We start from the raw sequence: 16640 nt of genomic DNA, 5'->3' as shown, positions 1-16640 counted from the left end.
GACTCAATCACCTTACGTGAATTCACCGCCACTCGGCGTGTCGAATTCGCCGTCCAGGAAGGCGATGAAGCCCTCCAGCCGGGTGGTTGCGTGGGGAATGTCGCGCTTTGCCGCATCGCAGATCGCGAGCAGCCTCCGAGCGACACGTTCCCGCTCCTCCCCTGTCAAGGGTAGGTCCCGAACGCGGCGTTGCGCGTCGCGCAGCCGCCGCGCCAGAAATTCCTCGGGGTCGTCGTCCGGCCCGGTCAGGCGGTCTTCGGCAGCCACGGCTGCCGCTCGCTCTCGTACGCCGCGATGGCGTCGGCGTGCCGGAGGGTCAGGCCGATGTCGTCGAGGCCCTCCATCAGCCGCCAGCGGGTGTAGTCGTCGATCTCGAACGACCACGTCTGGCCCGCCGCCCGCACCTCGCGCTCGGCCAGGTCGACGGTGATCTCGGTCGCGGGGTCGGCCTCGACGGCCTTCTGGAGCGTCTCCACCGCCTCGGGCGCCAGGACCACCGGGAGCAGGCCCATCTTGGTGGAGTTGTTGCGGAAGATGTCGCCGAAGCGGGCGGCGATGACGACGCGGAAGCCGTACTGCTGGAGGGCCCAGACGGCGTGCTCGCGGGAGGAGCCGGTGCCGAAGTCGGGACCGGAGACCAGGATCGAGGCGCCGGTGTAGGCCGGGTCGTTGAGCACGAAGGAGGGGTCCTCGCGCCAGGCGGCGAACAGGCCCTTCTCGAAGCCGGTGCGGCTGACCTGCTTGAGCCAGACGGCCGGGATGATCTGGTCGGTGTCGACGTTGCTGCGCCGCAGCGGGACGGCGGTGCCGGTGTGGGTGACGAAGGCGTCCATCAGAGCTCTCCGGGTCAGACGAGGTCGGCGGGGGCGGTCAGCTTGCCGGTGACGGCGGTCGCCGCGGCGACCTGCGGCGACACCAGGTGGGTGCGGCCACCCTTGCCCTGCCGGCCCTCGAAGTTGCGGTTGGACGTGGAGGCGCTGCGCTCCCCCGGCGCGAGGGTGTCGGGGTTCATGCCCAGGCACATCGAGCACCCGGCCTCCCGCCACTCGGCCCCGGCGGCCTTGAACACCTCGTGGAGCCCTTCGGCCTCGGCCTGGAGCTTGACCATCATCGAGCCCGGCACGATCAGCGTGCGGGTCTTGACCTGACGGCCCTGGAGGATCTCGGCGGCGGCCCGCAGGTCTTCGAGCCGGCCGTTGGTGCACGAGCCGACGAACACCGTGTCGACCTCGACGTCGGTGAGCCGGGTGCCGGCGGTCAGCCCCATGTACTCCAGCGCCCGCTCGGCGGCCGACCGCTCGATCGGGTCGCCGAACTGCTCCGGCGCCGGGACGACCGAGCTCAGCGGCGCCCCCTGCCCGGGGTTGGTGCCCCACGTGACGAACGGGGTGAGCGTCGCGGCGTCGATCTCCACGACCTTGTCGAAGACGGCGTCGTCGTCGGTGCGCAGCGTCTTCCAGTATTCGACCGCGGCGTCCCACGCCTCGCCCTCGGGGGCGTGGGGACGGCCCTTCAGGTAGTCGAAGGTCGTCTGGTCGGGGGCGATCATGCCCGCGCGGGCGCCCGCCTCGATGGACATGTTGCAGACGGTCATCCGGCCCTCCATCGAGAGGTTCCGGATCGCCTCGCCGCGGTATTCGACGATGTAGCCCTGGCCGCCGCCGGTGCCGATCTCGGCGATGATCGCCAGGATCAGGTCCTTGGCCGTGACGCCGAACGGCAGCGCGCCCTTGACCTCGATCGCCATCGTCTTCGGCCGGTAGGCCGGCAGCGTCTGCGTGGCCAGCACGTGCTCCACCTCGGAGGTGCCGATGCCGAACGCGATGCCGCCGAAGGCGCCGTGGGTCGAGGTGTGGCTGTCGCCGCAGACGATCGTCATGCCCGGCTGGGTGAGCCCGAACTGCGGGCCGATGATGTGCACCACGCCCTGGCCGGCGTCGCCCATGGGGTGGAGCCTGATGCCGAACTCGGCGGCGTTCTTGCGCAGCGTCTCGACCTGGGTGCGGGACACCGGGTCGGCGATCGGGCCGCGGACCGTCGGCACGTTGTGGTCTTCGGTGGCGATGGTCAGGTCCGGGCGGCGCACCGGCCGCCCGGCCATGCGGAGCCCGTCGAACGCCTGCGGGCTGGTCACCTCGTGGATGAGGTGGAGGTCGATGAAGAGCAGGTCGGGCTCACCGTCGGCGCGCCTGACGACGTGCTGCTCCCATACTTTCTCGGCCAGTGTGCGTCCCATGGTCTCCAACGCCTCCTCGCGTTATCGTCCCGTCTCTTATCATGAGACTGATATATCGGGATATGGACACTGTATCTTCTTACCGCCACTACTGCGGTTGCATCTCGGATAGCGAGACGGCAGTATCGGGGTATGGACAACTCTAGCGGAGTCGGCGTACTCGACAAGGCCGTCCTCGTGCTCAACGCCCTGGAGGCCGGACCGGCGTCGCTGGCGCAGTTGGTCCAGGCCACCGGGTTGGCCCGGCCCACTGCCCACCGCCTCGCGGTGGCCCTGGAGCATCACCGGATCGTGTCCCGCGACACGCAGGGCCGTTTCATATTGGGGCCGCGGTTGTCCGAGTTGTCCACCGCGGCGGGCGAAGACCGCCTGCTCGCGGTCGCGGGTCCCGTCCTGACCCAGTTGCGCGACCTCACCGGCGAGAGCGCCCAGCTCTACCGCCGCCAGGGCGACGAGCGGGTGTGCGTCGCGGCGGCGGAACGCGCCAGCGGCCTGCGCGACACCGTTCCCGTCGGGTCGGCGCTGCCGATGAGCGCCGGGTCGGCCGCCCAGATCCTGCTGGCCTGGGAGGAGCCCGACCGGCTCCACCGCGGCCTGCGCGGCGCCAAGTTCACCGCCGCGACCCTGGCCAGCGTCCGGCGGCGCGGCTGGGCCCACAGCGTCGGCGAGCGCGAACAGGGCGTCGCCTCGGTGTCGGCGCCCATCCGGGGCGTGGGCGGCAAGGTGATCGCCGCCGTGTCGGTCTCGGGCCCCATAGAGCGCCTCACCCGCACCCCCGGCCGCCTCCACGCCGCGCCCGTCGTGAGCGCCGCCGACCGCATCACCGAAGCCATGCGCAGGGCGGGCGCGAACGGGTCCTGAACGGTGGGCCGAAGGGGGCTAACCGGTTAGATGGCTTCGCCTGTTGGCCCTAGGCTGGCGGGGTGACAGATCGCATTGAGGCAGCCGCGGCTGAACTGCGTCCCCTGCTCCAGGAATTCCTTCTCTGGGTGCCCGTCCACGCCCCGGAAAGCGACCCCGACCTGGTCGGCTCGGCCGCCCTGTGGCACCGCCTGAGCCAGCGTTCCGACGTGGGCCACTGGCGCCGCGACGATCTGCGCCCCCTCATGCTCGACCGCCTTCCACAGGTGGTCGAAGACCCCGACGCCGCCGCCGACGCGATGGTGCCGTCGTTGCGGTCCTACCTGACCTTCCTCGACGAGACCGGTCGCCTGACGCCCGCCTCCGACCGCCTGGAGCTGCTGCTCAACGAGCTCGACGCGCTGGAGGACGACTTCGTCGACCGCATGGAGGACGCCATCGGCGAGACCGAGTGGGACGAGGAGGACGACGGCGAGGAGGACGAGGGCCTCGGCGACTTCGAGCCCTTCGCCGACGAGCTCGCCGAGCTGCCGACCCTGCGGCTGCGCCCCGACGCCGAGCTGGCCGCCGACGCCCGCCGGGTGCCGCTGATCGCCGCCGCCCGCGACCTGTCGGTCTGGATCGGCACCGACCGCAAGGTCGGCGAGTCGACGCTGCTGACCGACGCCGAGGTCGAGGAGGCCGTGACGGCCCTGGGCCTGTCCGGCCCGCAGAAGTTGTGGAACCTGTGGAACCTCGCGATCGACCTGGAGTTCGTCACCCCCTCGGGTGAGGACACCGTGAGCATCGACTCCGACACCGCCGCCTGGCCGTTCGACGACGACGAAGACGTCCTCGACGCCTGGATGCTCGGCCTCGGCTCGATCGACTACGGCGACCCCGAGCTCGACGACGACGACCTGACCCTGGCCCTGTCGGGCCTGACCCGCGAGACCCTGATCCGGGTCCTGCTGAGCGGCGGTCAGAAGGCGCTCGACGAGCTGCGCGAGGAGCTGGCCGAGGCGGTCCGCGACTACGACGACCTGGGCGACGCCGCCTGGGAGGCGGCCGGCGACCCGCTGGCCCCCGTCCTCGACTGGCTGACCGGCTACGGCATGGCCGAGGTCGACGGCCAGACGGTCCGGCTGACGTCCCTGGGCACCGAGGGCGTCGTCCACCTGGTCGACGAGGCCGACCTCGACATCGACGCCCGCCCGGCCATCGACGCCATGACGGCCCACGACCTGCTGTCGCTCAGCGCCGACATGTCCGAAGAGGAGGCCGACGCCGAGTTCGCCGCCTGGATGCGCCTGCGCGAGCCCGCCCAGGCCGCCGAGGAACTGCTCGGCGCCGCCGTGGAAGACGAGTCCGACGCGCTCGTACGCGTCCAGGCCGCCTCCCTGGTCGGTCAGCTCGGCGAGGTGGCGATCCCGGCCTGGAAGAAGGCCCTGGCCGAGGAGTCGCTGCGCTCCTACGCCGCCACCCACCTCACGCAGCTCGAGGTCGAGGGCGCGCCCGAGCCGACCCAGGCCGACACCCACTGGCTGATCCTCGACATGTGGACCATCTCGGCGGGCCTGGGCCGCGCCGAGTTCGTCAGCAGCCTTGAGGACATCGGCCCGGCGACCGACCTGATCAGCCTGCTCGACGTGATCTGGAAGGTCCGCCACCCCCACCTCGACGAACTCCTCGAGGCGATCGCCGAGGCCCACCCCGACCGCAACGTCGGCAAGGCCGCCAAGCGTGCCCTGTTCAAGGCCCGCTCGGGCGGCTGACCTACACCAGGGGGAAGACCGCGCAGGTCGTGGTGCCGTGGGCGTAGAGCTTGCCGTCGTTCACGCCCACGAGCGACCCCTCGGCGGTGGCGGTGGTCCGGCCGACGTGCAGGGTCCTGGCCTCACACCGCAGCGGCCCGGTGTGCGCGAACGCGGGCCTGACCATGTTCACGTTGAGCTGCACGGTCGTGTACGCCCGCCCCGCCGGCAGGGCGGTCATGATCGCGCACCCGAGCGCCGAGTCGAGCAGGGTGGCGAAGTAGCCGCCGTGGACGGTGCCCATCGGGTTGTACTGATGCTCGCCCGTCTCCCCCTCGAACAGGGCCAGCCCCTTCTCCACCTTGAGCATGGTGAAGCCCAGGGTCCCCGCGATGGGCGGCGCCGGGATCTTCCCGTCGAGCATGGCCTGGAGGAACTCCAGGCCGGACATCTCGGCGACGTCGGCGGGGATCGTCGGGGGCGCCCAGGAGTGGGTCCGGCTCTGCATCGTGGTCGTCATGGGTCTAATTTTGGAACCCAGGGGTGGCCGGAGGCAAATCCTCACGACCAGTCGGGGAGCGGGCGGTAGATCGCGATGCCCGCGTCCTCCAGTTCGCCCTTGAGGGCGAAGTAGGCCTCGCCGAACGGGTCGATCCCGTCGAGCGGCATCAGACCGCGCCTGATCGCCACGTCATGAGGGGCCAGCTCGGCCGCGACCGCCAGATGGCGGCGAGCCTGGTCGGGGCGGCCCTCGCGGAAGGCCCAGGCGGCGATCCGGGCGTGCAGGCGGGCGGTGCGCTCCTCGTCGGTGGCCCGGCGCAGGCTCTGGCCCGAGGCGCCCGACTCGCCGGTCAGCGCCCAGTGGCGCAGCGCCGCGACGGCGGCCTCCGACGAGAGGCCGTTCATGGAGCGGAAGGTGTCGGTGGCGGTCATGGTGTCCTGCGGGCGGGCGACGCGGCCCTCCTCGTCGATCCAGACCACGGTGGGCACGTTGACGACGTTGTAGAGCTCGGCCACGACACCCTCGGCGTCGACGGGCCCGTCGTGCCAGGCGGCGGCGTCGGCGCGGTCACGGTCGAGGGAGATCGGCACGATCTCGACGGGCAGCTCGCCGCCGAGGGCCAGCCAGGCCGGCAGGTCGTAACGGCACCCGCACCACGACGCCCAGAAGACCAGGACGACCTTCCTCCCCCGCAGCGACGACAGGGTGAACCCGTCGAGGGTGAAGTCGGGCGCGACGCCCAGATCGGCCGCGACGGGCTCGCCGACCGCGATGACCCCCTCGCCCGTCACCACGGGACGTCCGAGCAGCTCGGCGAACGTGACCACGTCGACACCCTCGGCCGATTCGGCCGCGGCGGCGCGGAACGACGGGATGCAGGCGTCTCCCCGGCACCACCCATGGGGCTTGCGCTCCCAGCCCATCAGCGGCACGCCGTGAGGCACCACGGCCCCGGCGATGATCTCTTCACGTCCGTCAACCAGTAGATAGCTCATATATCGATAGTAGCACTATCCAATCTGAGGGCAACAAAAAAGCGGACTCCCGGGGAGGGAGCCCGCTTCAAGGTAGCCCCGAGCGGATTCGAACCGCCGCTACCGCCTTGAGAGGGCGGCGTCCTAGGCCACTAGACGACGGAGCCATACAAACTGCTGGTGAGAGGGGAAATTCTCGTACTCCCGAGCGGATTCGAACCGCCGTTACCGCCTTGAGAGGGCGGCGTCCTAGGCCACTAGACGACGGGAGCAAAGCTGCACTGCGTGCGCTGGGGTACCAGGACTCGAACCTAGAATAACTGAACCAGAATCAGTCGTGTTGCCAATTACACCATACCCCATCAGCGAACTTGTTCCCCGGGGGGCTATCGCTCGCGACTCCGAAAGAATAGCCCAGCTCCGGGCCCACTGCCAAAACGAAAGCCGATCGCCTCGCCGATGACCGGTGTGACAAGCTGAAAGTCCCGATTCGCGAAGGAGTCCGGCCGATGACCAACCCGTTCCTCACGCCCAGCGCCCTCCCCTATCGGCTGCCGCCGTTCGCGGAGATCAGGGAGGAGCACTACGTTCCGGCGTTCGAACGGGGCATGGCCGAGCACCTCGCCGAAGTCGACGCCATCGCGTCCGATCCGGCCCCCGCGACCTTCGCGAACACGGTCGAGGCGCTCGAACGGGCCGGCGAGACGCTCCAGCGGGTCTCCATCGTCTTCTTCAACCAGGCGGGCAGCGACACCACGCCCGGCATCCAGGAGATCCAGAAGGAGATCACGCCCAAGCTGGCCGCCCACGGCGACTCCATCCACCTCAACGCGGCGCTCTACGCGCGGCTCAAGGCCGTGCGGACCGACGTGCCGGAGGAGCAGTGGCTGCTCCAGCGCTACCTCACCGACTTCGTGCGCGCCGGGGCCGAGCTCGACGAGGGCCAGCAGGCCCGCCTCCGCGCGATCAACGAGGAGCTGTCCGGCCTGGCCACCTCCTTCCAGCAGAACCTGCTCGCCGACACCAACGAGCGCGCGGTCGCGGTCGACGACGCCTCGGCCCTCGACGGCCTGTCCGCCGACGAGATCGCCGGGCTGCGCGAGACCGCCGCCCAGCGGGGGCTCGACGGGAAGTACCTGATCACCCTGGTGCTGCCGACCGGCCAGCCCGTGTTGTCGTCGCTGACCGACCGGTCGCTGCGCGAGCGCGTCCACCGCGCCTCCACGGGCCGGGGCGCCGCCAACGCCGGCCTGATCACCCGCATCGCCCGGCTCCGCCGCGAACGGGCCAACCTGCTCGGCTACCGCAACCACGCCGAGTTCGTCCTGGCCGACCAGACCGCCGGCACCACCGGCGCGGTGACCGAGATGCTCGACAAGCTCGTCACCCCCGCCGTCGCCAACGCCCGCCGCGAGCAGGAGGCCCTGGAGGAGCAGGCCGGCTTCCCGATCGAGGCCTGGGACTGGGCGTTCTACGCCGAGAAGGTGCGCCAGGCCCGCTACGACATCGACAGCGCCGCCATGCGGCCCTACTTCGAGCTCAACCGCGTCCTGGTCGACGGCGTCTTCCACGCCGCCCACCGCCTCTACGGCCTGTCGTTCACCGAGCGCCCCGACCTGATCGGCTACCACCCCGACGTGCGGGTCTGGGAGGTCGCCAACGAAGACGGCTCCCCGCTGGGCCTGTTCCTGGGCGACTTCCACGCGCGGGCGTCCAAGCGCGGCGGGGCGTGGATGAACAGCCTCGTCCACCAGTCGGGCCTCACTGGTCACCGCCCGGTCGTGGTCAACAACCTCAACATCGTCAAGGGCGAGCCGACCCTGATGACCTTCGACGAGGTCAACACGATGTTCCACGAGTTCGGCCACGCCCTGCACGGCCTGTTCTCCGACGTGCGCTTCCCCCGCTTCTCCGGCACGTCGGTGCCACGCGACTTCGTCGAGTACCCGTCCCAGGTGAACGAGATGTGGGCGACCCATCCGGAGATCCTGGCCAACTACGCCCGGCACCACGAGACCGGCGAGCCGATGCCGGGCGAACTGGTCGACCGGATGCTGGAGGCGCAGAAGTTCAACCAGGGCTTCGCGACGGTCGAATACCTGGCCGCCACCCTGCTCGACTGGGCCTGGCACACCGACTACGAGGGCGGCGACGCCGAGACGTTCGAGGTGGCGGCCCTGCGCGGCGCGGGGCTCGACCTGCCGGCGGTGCCGCCCCGCTACCGGAGCACCTACTTCGCGCACATCTGGGCCAGCGGATACGCGGCGGGCTACTACTCCTACATCTGGAGCGAGGTCCTCGACGCGGACACGGTCGACTGGTTCACCGAGAACGGCGGCCTGACCCGGGAGAACGGCGACGTCTTCCGGTCGCGGTTGTTGTCGAAGGGCGGCAGCGCCGACCCGATGGAGGCCTTCCGCGCCTTCCGCGGCCGCGATCCGCGCATCGAACCGCTGCTGGAAAGGCGCGGGCTGCTCTGACCGTCAGTAGGTGCACTGCACGACGACGTCGTCGAGTTCGATCTCGGCCGGGTAGGGCCCGTTCCCCATGGCCCCGAGGGTGAGGCGCAGCACGACGTCGGGGCGCTGCGCGGTCCAGCTCACCGTGTGGAGGGTGTAGTCGGCCCGCCAGCCCGGATAGGGCACGGTCTTCAGTGCGATGTACGTCCAGGTGTCGGGATCGATCACTTCGAGGGCGAACTGGGGGTCACCGCCGCGCAGCCGCGCCCAGACGCCCGCGCTGCACCTGATGGGCCCCGGGCGGGTCACCACCGGCGTGAGGGTGATGGTGCGCCCGATGGAGCACCAGTCGGGCCGGTAGAGGACCCGCCAGTGGGCGAAGCCGGTGCCGGTGCGGGCGGGCCCGATGCCACCCGTGTAGTGGGGCCCCCAGCAGGTGCCCACGACGGTGGGCGACCAGCGGGACGCCGGATCACTGGCGGGCTCGAACCCGTCGGTCATCTGCCAGATCCCGGCGGACGCCGGTCCGGCCGGGGCCAGCACGACCGTTGTGGCGACCGTGACCGCGACAAGTGCACGGAACAACCTGGAGCGTAAGGGCGACATGCGCCCAGTGTGGGAGCCGCGCGGCCGCCTGTGGACCCTGGTCTTTCCGGCCGGAAACCCTGGGTGCCCGCCGTCGCGGCGGGAGGCGGGAGCGGGTGAGGAGCGCCGGTCGCGGCGGGGGGCGGAGGCGGCGGGCGGAGCCGGGGTGGGCGGAGCCGTAACGGGAAAGGCCTCTGAGAACGGCCGCCTGCCGGGGCAGGCGGCCGATGGAACGTCAGAGCTTCGACAGGGCCGCGTTGACGCGCTCGATCGACTTCTCGCGGCCGAGGACCTCGATCGACTCGAACAGCGGCAGGCCGACCGTGCGGCCGGTGATCGCCACGCGGACCGGGGCCTGCGCCTTGCCCAGCTTGAGGCCGTGTTCGGCGCCGACCTCCTCAAGAGCGGTCTTCAGGGCGTCGGGGGTCCAGTCGACGTCGGCCAGGCGGGCGGCGTAGCCGGTCAGGACCTCGGTCGCGCCCGCCTTCATGGCCTTGTCCCACGACTGCTGGTCGTGGACGGGCTCGTCGAGGAACAGGAAGTCGACGTTGGGGGCGATCTCCGACAGGACCGCCACGCGGGTCTGGGCCAGTTCGGCGACCTTACGGAAGGTCGCCCGGTCCCATGACGGGTCGAGGAACGGGTCGCAGCGCTCGACGAACTCGTCGAGGGTCAGCTTGCGGATGTACTCGCCGTTGAAGGCGCGCAGCTTCTTCTCGTCGAAGAAGGCCGACGACAGGTTGACGTTGCGGAGGTCGAACAGGGGGGCCATCTCCGACCACGGCATGATCTCGCGGTCGTCGCCGGGGCCCCAGCCGAGCAGCATCAGGTAGTTGACCATGGCCTCGGCCAGGTAGCCCTCGTCGCGGTAGGACTCCAGGGCCACCTTGTCGCGCCGCTTCGACAACTTCTGGCGCTTCTCGTTGACGATCACCGGGAGGTGCGCCCACACGGGCGGGGTGTGGCCGAGCGCCTCCCACAGCAGCTGCTGCTTCGGCGTGTTCGACAGGTGCTCCTCGGCGCGGACGACCTCGGTGATGCGCATCTCGACGTCGTCGACCACGTTGGCCAGCACGAACAGCGGCGAGCCGTCGGCGCGGGAGATCACGAAGTCTTCCATCGCGTCGTTGGGGAACTCGACCGTGCCCCTGACCAGGTCTTCGACCACGGTGACGCCGGTGTCGGGGGTGCGGAAGCGCAGCGCGCCCTCGGTCAGGCCGCGGTCGCGGCAGTGGCCGTCGTAGCCCTTGTGCTCCGAACCCGTGCGGGCCTTCACGTCGTCGCGGGTGCACGTGCAGTGGTAGGCGCGGCCCTCCTTGAAGAGGCGGGCGGCCGTCTCGCGGTGCTGGTCGGCGTAGGACGACTGGAAGTAGGGCCCCTCGAACAACGGCGACTCGCTGTGGATGCCGATCCACGCCAGCGCCGAGATGATGCCCTCGGTCCACTCGGGGCGGTTGCGGGCGGCGTCGGTGTCCTCGATGCGGAGCACGAACTTTCCGCCGGTCTGCTCGGCGACGGCCCAGTTGAAGAGGGCCGACCGGGCGCCGCCCACGTGGAACATGCCGGTCGGGGACGGCGCGAAGCGAACACGTACCTCAGTCACGAGAGACAACCCTGTTGGTGAGAGTTCCAATGCCTTCGATGCCCACGGAGACCTCGTCACCGGGCTTGACCGGCCCGACGCCGGCGGGGGTGCCGGTGAGGATGACGTCACCCGGCAGGAGGGTCATGACGGCGGTCACGTGGGCGATGAGCGCCGGGATGTCGAAGATCAGCTGGGAGGTGCGCCCGCTCTGCCGCAACTCGCCGTTGACCGTCGTGGTGAGCGCGAGGTCGGAGGCGTCGAGGTCGGTCTCGATCCACGGCCCGAGCGGGCAGAACGTGTCGAACCCCTTGGCCCGGGTGAACTGGACGTCCTTCTTCTGCAGGTCACGGGCGGTCACGTCGTTGGCGCAGGTGTAACCGAGGATGACGTCATTGGCCCGCTCGACCGGCACGTCGCGGCAGAGCCGCCCGATGACGACGGCGAGCTCGCCCTCGTAGTCGACGTGCTGGGTGAGGTGCTCGGGGTAGGCGATCGGCTCGTTGTGCCCGATCACCGAGGTCGACGGCTTCAGGAAGATCATCGGCTCCTCCGGCACGTCGTTGCCCATCTCCCTGGCGTGGTCGGCGTAGTTGCGCCCGATCGCCACGACCTTGGACGGCAACATCGGCGCGACCATGCGCACCTCGGCGACGGGGAACCGCTCCCCCGTCAGCGACACCCCGCCGAAGGGATGCCCGTCGATCCTCGCGAGCACCTGCTCGCCCTCTTCGACCACACCGAAGGCGACCCCGCCACCAGTGGAGAACCTCGCGATACGCACCGTCCCAGGCTAGTGCCTCGTAAGGTGGCGCCATGGCATCGGTAGTGAAGATCAACGTCCTGACCGTCCCGGCGGAGATGCGCGACGACCTCGAACGGCGCTTCGCGGGGCGCGCCGGAACGGTGGAGACGGCCGACGGCTTCGAGTGGTTCGAACTCCTGCGGCCGGTCGAGGGCACGGACAGATACCTGGTCTACACGCGCTGGCGGAGCGAGGAGGACTTCCAGCGGTGGTCGGGGCAGGGGCACGGACAGGGCCAGGCGGAGGTGTGGACCTTCGACGTGGTCCAGAGCGCCGGACCGGCGGCGGGCTAGTCCTGTACGGGATCTGAACCAAACAGCTGCACGGCGGGAGGGGCGCGGGGATACTGGGGACATGGCTTTTCCGAGCCGCTACGCGGACGTCCCGGACCGCGCGCCCACCTCACTGGCGGCGCTGCGCGGCCCGGTCGACGGCGTGGTCGAGTTGCCGTTGCGCCTCTGCTGGTCGGGCCAGCGCAGCTTCGACGTGGGCGACCCCACCGAATGCCGGATGATGTACCAGATCGTCATCACGGAGGGCGTGCGGGCCGACGTGGAGCACTACCTGGCCTTCGACCGGCTGCTGGAAGTGTGGCCGAGGTTCCATCTGATGCTCGGCTCCGCCTACGTCGACACGTGGGAAGATCGTTTTCCCGTCCTCCGCGAGGTGGCCGAGCGGGGCGGCCCCGCGCTCAGGGCCGAACTCCGCCACGCGCGGGAAGCCCTTGAGGCGAGGCGTTCCGCCTGATGGAGATGCCCGATTTCCATCGGCGCGTTCTCACGGTCGCCCTGAAGGTGTGCGACGAACACCGCCTGGTCCTGGCGGGCGGCTACGCGATGCGAGCCCACGGCCTGGTCGAGCGACCCAGCCAGGATCTCGACTTCGCCACCTTCGACGCCCCCTCCATTCCCGCGGCCACGAGGGCGATGGCCGAGGCGTTCCGGCGACACGGCCTAGCGGCCGAGGAGGTCCGCGGCACTCCCCTGCTCGGCCGCCTGATCGTCACAGACCCCGTCACCGAGCAGTCCATGGCGGTCGACCTCATGAAGGAGCCGCTGCAGAAGGCACCGGTCCACAAGCACGACATCCCCGTCGCCAGCCTTGAAGACATGGTCGGCATGAAGGTGGCGGCGCTGAACGGGCGCAACGTCCCGCGTGACCTCATCGACGTCGCATCCGTCCGCGAGTTCTACAGCTTCACCACGCTGGAACGCCTCGGGTCGGTGTTCGACGACGACTTCAATCTCATCCGGCTGGTAGACCGGCTGGAGACCGCGATAGAGACCGACGAGCGGGTCTTCCGCCAATACGGCCTGTCCCACGACCGCATCGAGTGCATCCGGCAGTTCGCACTGGACTGGTACAACGATCTTTCGCTTCGCCTGGCCGGTGACGAGATCGCCGATTAGCACGTTCCCCGCTTCTCAGGTGTTTCCCAGGCTCCGCCGACCGACTTGACCTGCGACGTACCGTCGGCCAGCATGAGCCGCGCCCCCCGTATGGAAGGAACAGGCGTGACGCGCCGTATCCGAATCGGCGTGTTCGCCGTTCTTGTCGTGTTAGGGAGCCTGATCCAGGCCGGGCCCGCCCATGCCGTGGCGAAGACGCCCGAGTGTCAGGGTGAGTGGTTGCCCTCGACGCCGACCTCCCCCGAGGTCATGGACGGTGAGCTGGGGTTCCTCGATCTCGACCCCGTCAAGATCGGTGACAGGGTCGACTGGAAGCTCGACCCGTACAAGAACCGGTCCTGGGTCATGGTGTTCCAGTCGCTGCGCTGGGCCGGGCGGCTGGTGGCCGACTACGAGACCACCGGCAAGGCGTCCTACCTGGCCCGCGGCACGGCCGTGATCAAGGACTGGGTGGAGAAGAACCCCTACCACGGGCGCAACACCCCGAAGCTGGCGTGGGCCGAGCACACCGTCTCGTTGCGGACGCCGGTGCTGGTGTGCCTGTCGAAGCACGTCTCGGCCAAGTGGCTGACCGACAGCCTCCACGGCCACGCGCGGTTCCTCAACGACAACTCCCACTACAAGTGGGGCCACAACCACGGGCTCGACGCCGACATCGCCCTGCTGGGCGTCGGGTGCCGCATGGGCAACAAGGCGTGGAAGGCCAAGGCGCTGAGCCGGATGACCACGACCACCAAGATGGACGTCGACTCCCAGGGCGCCCTCCTGGAGCAGTCGCCCCGGTACGCGATCTACTTCCACGAGCGGCTCAAGGTCGCCATGGACCGGATCCGCGAATGCGGCCAGAAGGTGCCTGCCGAGATGGCCTCGCGTTTCGACCTGATGCCCGAGCACATCTCGGCCGCCACGATGCCCAACGGCTTCCTGGTGCCGATCGGCGACGGCGCGGCCGACGTGCAGCCGTCGGCCTACGCCCGGCCCGACTCGAAGGTCCAGATCTACAAGGCCGGGTACGTCTTCGGGCGGTCCGCCTGGGATGCCAAGGACGCCTCCTACTACTCGATCCGGTACGGCCCCGGCATGAAGTTCCACGGCCACGAAGACCATCTCGGCGTCACCTACTACGCCCAGGGCCGGCCGATCCTGACCGAGGCCGGATTCCACTCCTACGAGCCGAGCCCCTACCGCAACTGGACCCTCAGCCCCGAGGCCCACAACGTCCCGATCCCGCAGGGCCGCAGGCTGCGGCCGGGCACGCCGTCGTCGCTGACCAAGAAGACCGTCAAGGACGACCGCCAGTCGTACACGCTGACCGACCGGGCCTACGGCGTCAGCCGGACCCGGGCCGTGCTGGTCAACCACGACAAGAAGGACGTCATGGCGGTCCTCGACACGGTCGCGTCCGGGAAGGTGCGCAACCTCTGGCACCTCGACCCGCGGTTCTCGGTCGTCGGCAACGAGGGCGGCCGGGTCGTGGTGAAGGACAACGACTGGCGGGCCTCGGTCGTGCAGTTCGCGCTGCCGGGCTGCAAGCCGGTGAAGGGCCAGAAGATCGTCTCGGGGCAGCCGAAGCCCTTCCAGGGCTGGATCTCCCAGACCTACATGCAGAAGACCGCCGCCCCGGTGATCGTGTCGCCGTCGGCCAAGGGGCTGCTGACCGTGGTCGTGCCGGGCACCGCCGAGGGCTCGGTGACCTGTTCGGGCAGCACGGTCATCGCACACACCCCGAATGGCCCGGTCACCTTCAAGGTTTCCGGAAAAAACCTGGTCTGACGGATTCCAAGGCCAACAGTCCAGGCCCGGCCTGAAGGCGGCCGGGCCCGCCGCGCCGCAGGCCCGGCCATCAGACAGGCAGTCAGATTTCGTAGCCGGCGCGGAGCAGGCCGAACGTCACGGCCTGCTCCAGGGCCTGCCAGGACGCCTCGATGATGTTCTCGTCGACGCCGACCGTGCTCCAGTCGCCCTTCGGGTCGCTCGACGTGACCAGGACGCGGGTCACCGCGTCAGTGCCGTGGGTGCCCTCCAGGATGCGGACCTTGAAGTCGATCAGCTCGACGGTGGCCAGCTCGGGGTAGAGCTTCTCCAGTGCCAGCCGGACCGCCCGGTCGAGGGCGTTCACGGGGCCGTTGCCCTCGCCGGTCGCGACGATGCGCTCGCCCTTGGCGTGGACCTTCACGGTCGCCTCGCTGACGACCTCGCCCGTCGGGCGGCGTTCGACGATCACGCGCCACGACTCCACCGTGAAGTGGCGGCGGCGCTCGCCGTGGAGGGTGTCGCGGAGCAGCAGCTCGAAGGACGCGTCGGCGGCCTCGAAGGTGTGGCCGCGCGACTCCAGGTCCTTGACCCGGTCGACCAGCTCACGCGACTGGTCGCCGCTCAGGTCGTAGCCGAGCTCGCGGCCCTTCAGCTCGACCGAGGCGCGGCCGGCCATGTCGGAGACCAGCATGCGCATGTCGTTGCCGACCTCGGCGGGGTCGATGTGCTGGTAGAGGTTCGGGTCGACCTTGATCGCCGAGGCGTGCAGGCCGGCCTTGTGGGCGAAGGCCGAGGCGCCGACGTAGGGGGCGTGGGAGTTGGGGGTCACGTTGGTGACCTCGGTGATGGCGTGGGCGATGCGGGTCATGTCGCGCAGCGCCTCCGGCGGCACGAGGTCGAAGCCCCGCTTGAGCTGGAGGTTGGCCACCACAGTGAACAGGTTGGCGTTGCCGGAGCGCTCGCCGTAGCCGTTGGCGCAGCCCTGCACGTGGGTCGCCCCGGCCCGCACGGCGGCGAGGGTGTTGGCGACCGCGCAGCCGGTGTCGTCGTGGCAGTGGATGCCGATCCGGGCGCTGGTCTGCACGGCGTTGTGGACGACGTCCGCTAGTTCGTCGGGCAACATCCCACCGTTGGTGTCGCACAGGGCGATCACCGACGCCCCGGCCTCGGCCGCCGTGCGGAGCACCTCCAGGGCGTAGGCCGGGTTGGACTTGTAGCCGTCGAAGAAGTGTTCGGCGTCGAGGAACACCCGCTGGCCCTCCGCACGCAGGTGGGAGACCGTGTCGCGGATCATCGCGAGGTTCTCCTCCAGTGTCGTGCGGAGGGCCAGCTCTACGTGCCGGTCGTGGCTCTTGGCGACAAGGGTCACGACGGGCGCGCCGGAGTCGCGCAGGGCGGCCACCAATGGGTCGTCGGCGGCCTTCACTCCGGCCCGGCGGGTCGCGCCGAACGCGGCGAGTTGCGCGTGCTTCAGGTCGAGCTCTGTTTGAGCGCGCCGGAAGAACTCCGTGTCCTTGGGGTTGGCCCCCGGCCAACCGCCCTCGATGAAACCGACCCCCAGGGCGTCCAGGTGACGGGCGACGGCGAGCTTGTCGGCAACGGAGAGGTTGAGGCCCTCCTGCTGGGCGCCGTCGCGGAGCGTGGTGTCGTACACGTGGAAGCGGTCGTCGGCCATCTCGGTTCCTTGGGTGATTGCGAGACAAACAAAAAGACCCCTCACGGGCGTGAGAGGTCTGCGC

The 16640-nt window shown here is 69.9% G+C and carries 16 protein-coding genes and 3 tRNA genes; 7 read left to right on the top strand and 12 right to left on the bottom strand.

What is annotated here, in order from left to right; translation table 11 throughout:
- Positions 1–12: 12 nt before the first annotated feature.
- The 3 genes from QSK34_RS27545 to leuC are packed head-to-tail and all read right to left on the bottom strand — an operon-like array spanning position 13 to position 2236.
- A complete protein-coding gene (locus tag QSK34_RS27545) occupies positions 13–267 on the bottom strand; it encodes an SCO5555 family protein (protein ID WP_161481859.1) in 255 nt (84 codons plus the stop codon).
- Positions 246–833: a 3-isopropylmalate dehydratase small subunit gene (gene leuD, locus QSK34_RS27540; RefSeq protein WP_285588061.1), complete on the bottom strand. Its 588-nt coding sequence runs from the start codon at positions 831–833 to the stop codon at positions 246–248. The genes QSK34_RS27545 and leuD overlap by 22 nt, the downstream gene beginning before the upstream one ends.
- A 14-nt stretch (positions 834–847) precedes the next feature.
- Entirely contained in the window at positions 848–2236 is a 1389-nt protein-coding gene (leuC, locus tag QSK34_RS27535) for a 3-isopropylmalate dehydratase large subunit (protein WP_030456589.1), read from the bottom strand.
- A gap of 132 nt (positions 2237–2368) precedes the next feature.
- On the opposite strand from leuC, the gene QSK34_RS27530 reads away from it, so the two are divergent.
- Positions 2369–3097 (top strand): IclR family transcriptional regulator, encoded by a 729-nt coding sequence (locus tag QSK34_RS27530; protein ID WP_062349501.1) that lies wholly within the window; start codon positions 2369–2371, stop codon positions 3095–3097.
- A 62-nt stretch (positions 3098–3159) separates the two neighbouring features.
- Positions 3160–4851, top strand: a complete 1692-nt coding sequence (locus QSK34_RS27525; RefSeq protein ID WP_285588051.1) for a hypothetical protein — start codon at positions 3160–3162, stop codon at positions 4849–4851.
- 1 nt (position 4852) lies between these two features.
- Here QSK34_RS27525 and QSK34_RS27520 read toward each other — a convergent pair whose 3' ends face one another.
- From QSK34_RS27520 to QSK34_RS27500, 5 genes are all read right to left on the bottom strand, one after another.
- Entirely contained in the window at positions 4853–5350 is a 498-nt protein-coding gene (locus QSK34_RS27520) for a PaaI family thioesterase (RefSeq protein WP_285588049.1), read from the bottom strand.
- Positions 5351–5391: 41 nt separating this feature from the next.
- The gene (locus tag QSK34_RS27515; RefSeq protein WP_285588047.1) at positions 5392–6327 is read right to left on the bottom strand and encodes a TlpA disulfide reductase family protein; all 936 of its coding nucleotides are present in this window, start codon (positions 6325–6327) and stop codon (positions 5392–5394) included.
- A 73-nt stretch (positions 6328–6400) separates the two neighbouring features.
- Positions 6401–6473 (bottom strand) — tRNA-Glu (locus tag QSK34_RS27510).
- A 32-nt stretch (positions 6474–6505) separates the two neighbouring features.
- Positions 6506–6578, bottom strand: a tRNA-Glu gene (locus QSK34_RS27505).
- Positions 6579–6596: 18 nt separating this feature from the next.
- Positions 6597–6668 (bottom strand) — tRNA-Gln (locus QSK34_RS27500).
- Positions 6669–6815: 147 nt separating this feature from the next.
- Between QSK34_RS27500 and QSK34_RS27495 the strand changes: the two genes are divergently transcribed.
- Complete coding sequence (locus QSK34_RS27495; protein ID WP_285588045.1) at positions 6816–8786, top strand: M3 family metallopeptidase; 1971 nt, start codon at positions 6816–6818, stop codon at positions 8784–8786.
- Between the two features lie 3 nt (positions 8787–8789).
- Here QSK34_RS27495 and QSK34_RS27490 read toward each other — a convergent pair whose 3' ends face one another.
- The 3 genes from QSK34_RS27490 to QSK34_RS27480 form a co-directional block, all read right to left on the bottom strand.
- A complete protein-coding gene (locus QSK34_RS27490; protein WP_285588043.1) occupies positions 8790–9371 on the bottom strand; it encodes a hypothetical protein in 582 nt (193 codons plus the stop codon).
- 214 nt (positions 9372–9585) lie between these two features.
- On the bottom strand, positions 9586–10953 hold the full coding sequence (gene gltX, locus QSK34_RS27485) for a glutamate--tRNA ligase (RefSeq protein ID WP_285588041.1): 1368 nt from the start codon (positions 10951–10953) through the stop codon (positions 9586–9588).
- Positions 10946–11716 (bottom strand): fumarylacetoacetate hydrolase family protein, encoded by a 771-nt coding sequence (locus QSK34_RS27480; protein WP_285588039.1) that lies wholly within the window; start codon positions 11714–11716, stop codon positions 10946–10948. The genes gltX and QSK34_RS27480 overlap by 8 nt, the downstream gene beginning before the upstream one ends.
- Before the next feature lie 32 nt (positions 11717–11748).
- Here QSK34_RS27480 and QSK34_RS27475 point away from each other — a divergent pair, with 32 nt between their 5' ends.
- The 4 genes from QSK34_RS27475 to QSK34_RS27460 all read left to right on the top strand — a co-directional run bounded on the left by QSK34_RS27475 (position 11749) and on the right by QSK34_RS27460 (position 14919).
- Positions 11749–12030, top strand: coding sequence for an antibiotic biosynthesis monooxygenase family protein (locus QSK34_RS27475; protein ID WP_285588037.1), 282 nt, complete (start codon positions 11749–11751; stop codon positions 12028–12030).
- A 61-nt stretch (positions 12031–12091) separates the two neighbouring features.
- Positions 12092–12484, top strand: coding sequence for a hypothetical protein (locus QSK34_RS27470; RefSeq protein ID WP_285588036.1), 393 nt, complete (start codon positions 12092–12094; stop codon positions 12482–12484).
- Positions 12485–12489: 5 nt separating this feature from the next.
- A complete protein-coding gene (locus QSK34_RS27465) occupies positions 12490–13146 on the top strand; it encodes a nucleotidyl transferase AbiEii/AbiGii toxin family protein (RefSeq protein WP_285588035.1) in 657 nt (218 codons plus the stop codon).
- Between the two features lie 105 nt (positions 13147–13251).
- On the top strand, positions 13252–14919 hold the full coding sequence (locus QSK34_RS27460) for a heparinase II/III domain-containing protein (RefSeq protein WP_285588034.1): 1668 nt from the start codon (positions 13252–13254) through the stop codon (positions 14917–14919).
- Between the two features lie 82 nt (positions 14920–15001).
- Here the strand turns inward: QSK34_RS27460 and cimA are convergent, their stop codons facing one another.
- Positions 15002–16576, bottom strand: a complete 1575-nt coding sequence (gene cimA / locus QSK34_RS27455) for a citramalate synthase (RefSeq protein WP_161481848.1) — start codon at positions 16574–16576, stop codon at positions 15002–15004.
- Between the last annotated feature and the right edge of the window lie 64 nt (positions 16577–16640).

Origin of the sequence: Herbidospora sp. NBRC 101105, assembly GCF_030269205.1 — a bacterium.
Taxonomy (GTDB): Bacteria; Actinomycetota; Actinomycetes; order Streptosporangiales; family Streptosporangiaceae; genus Herbidospora; species Herbidospora solisilvae.
Note: the sequence above shows the minus strand (reverse complement) of the source record. Positions and strands in the feature narration are given on the sequence as shown.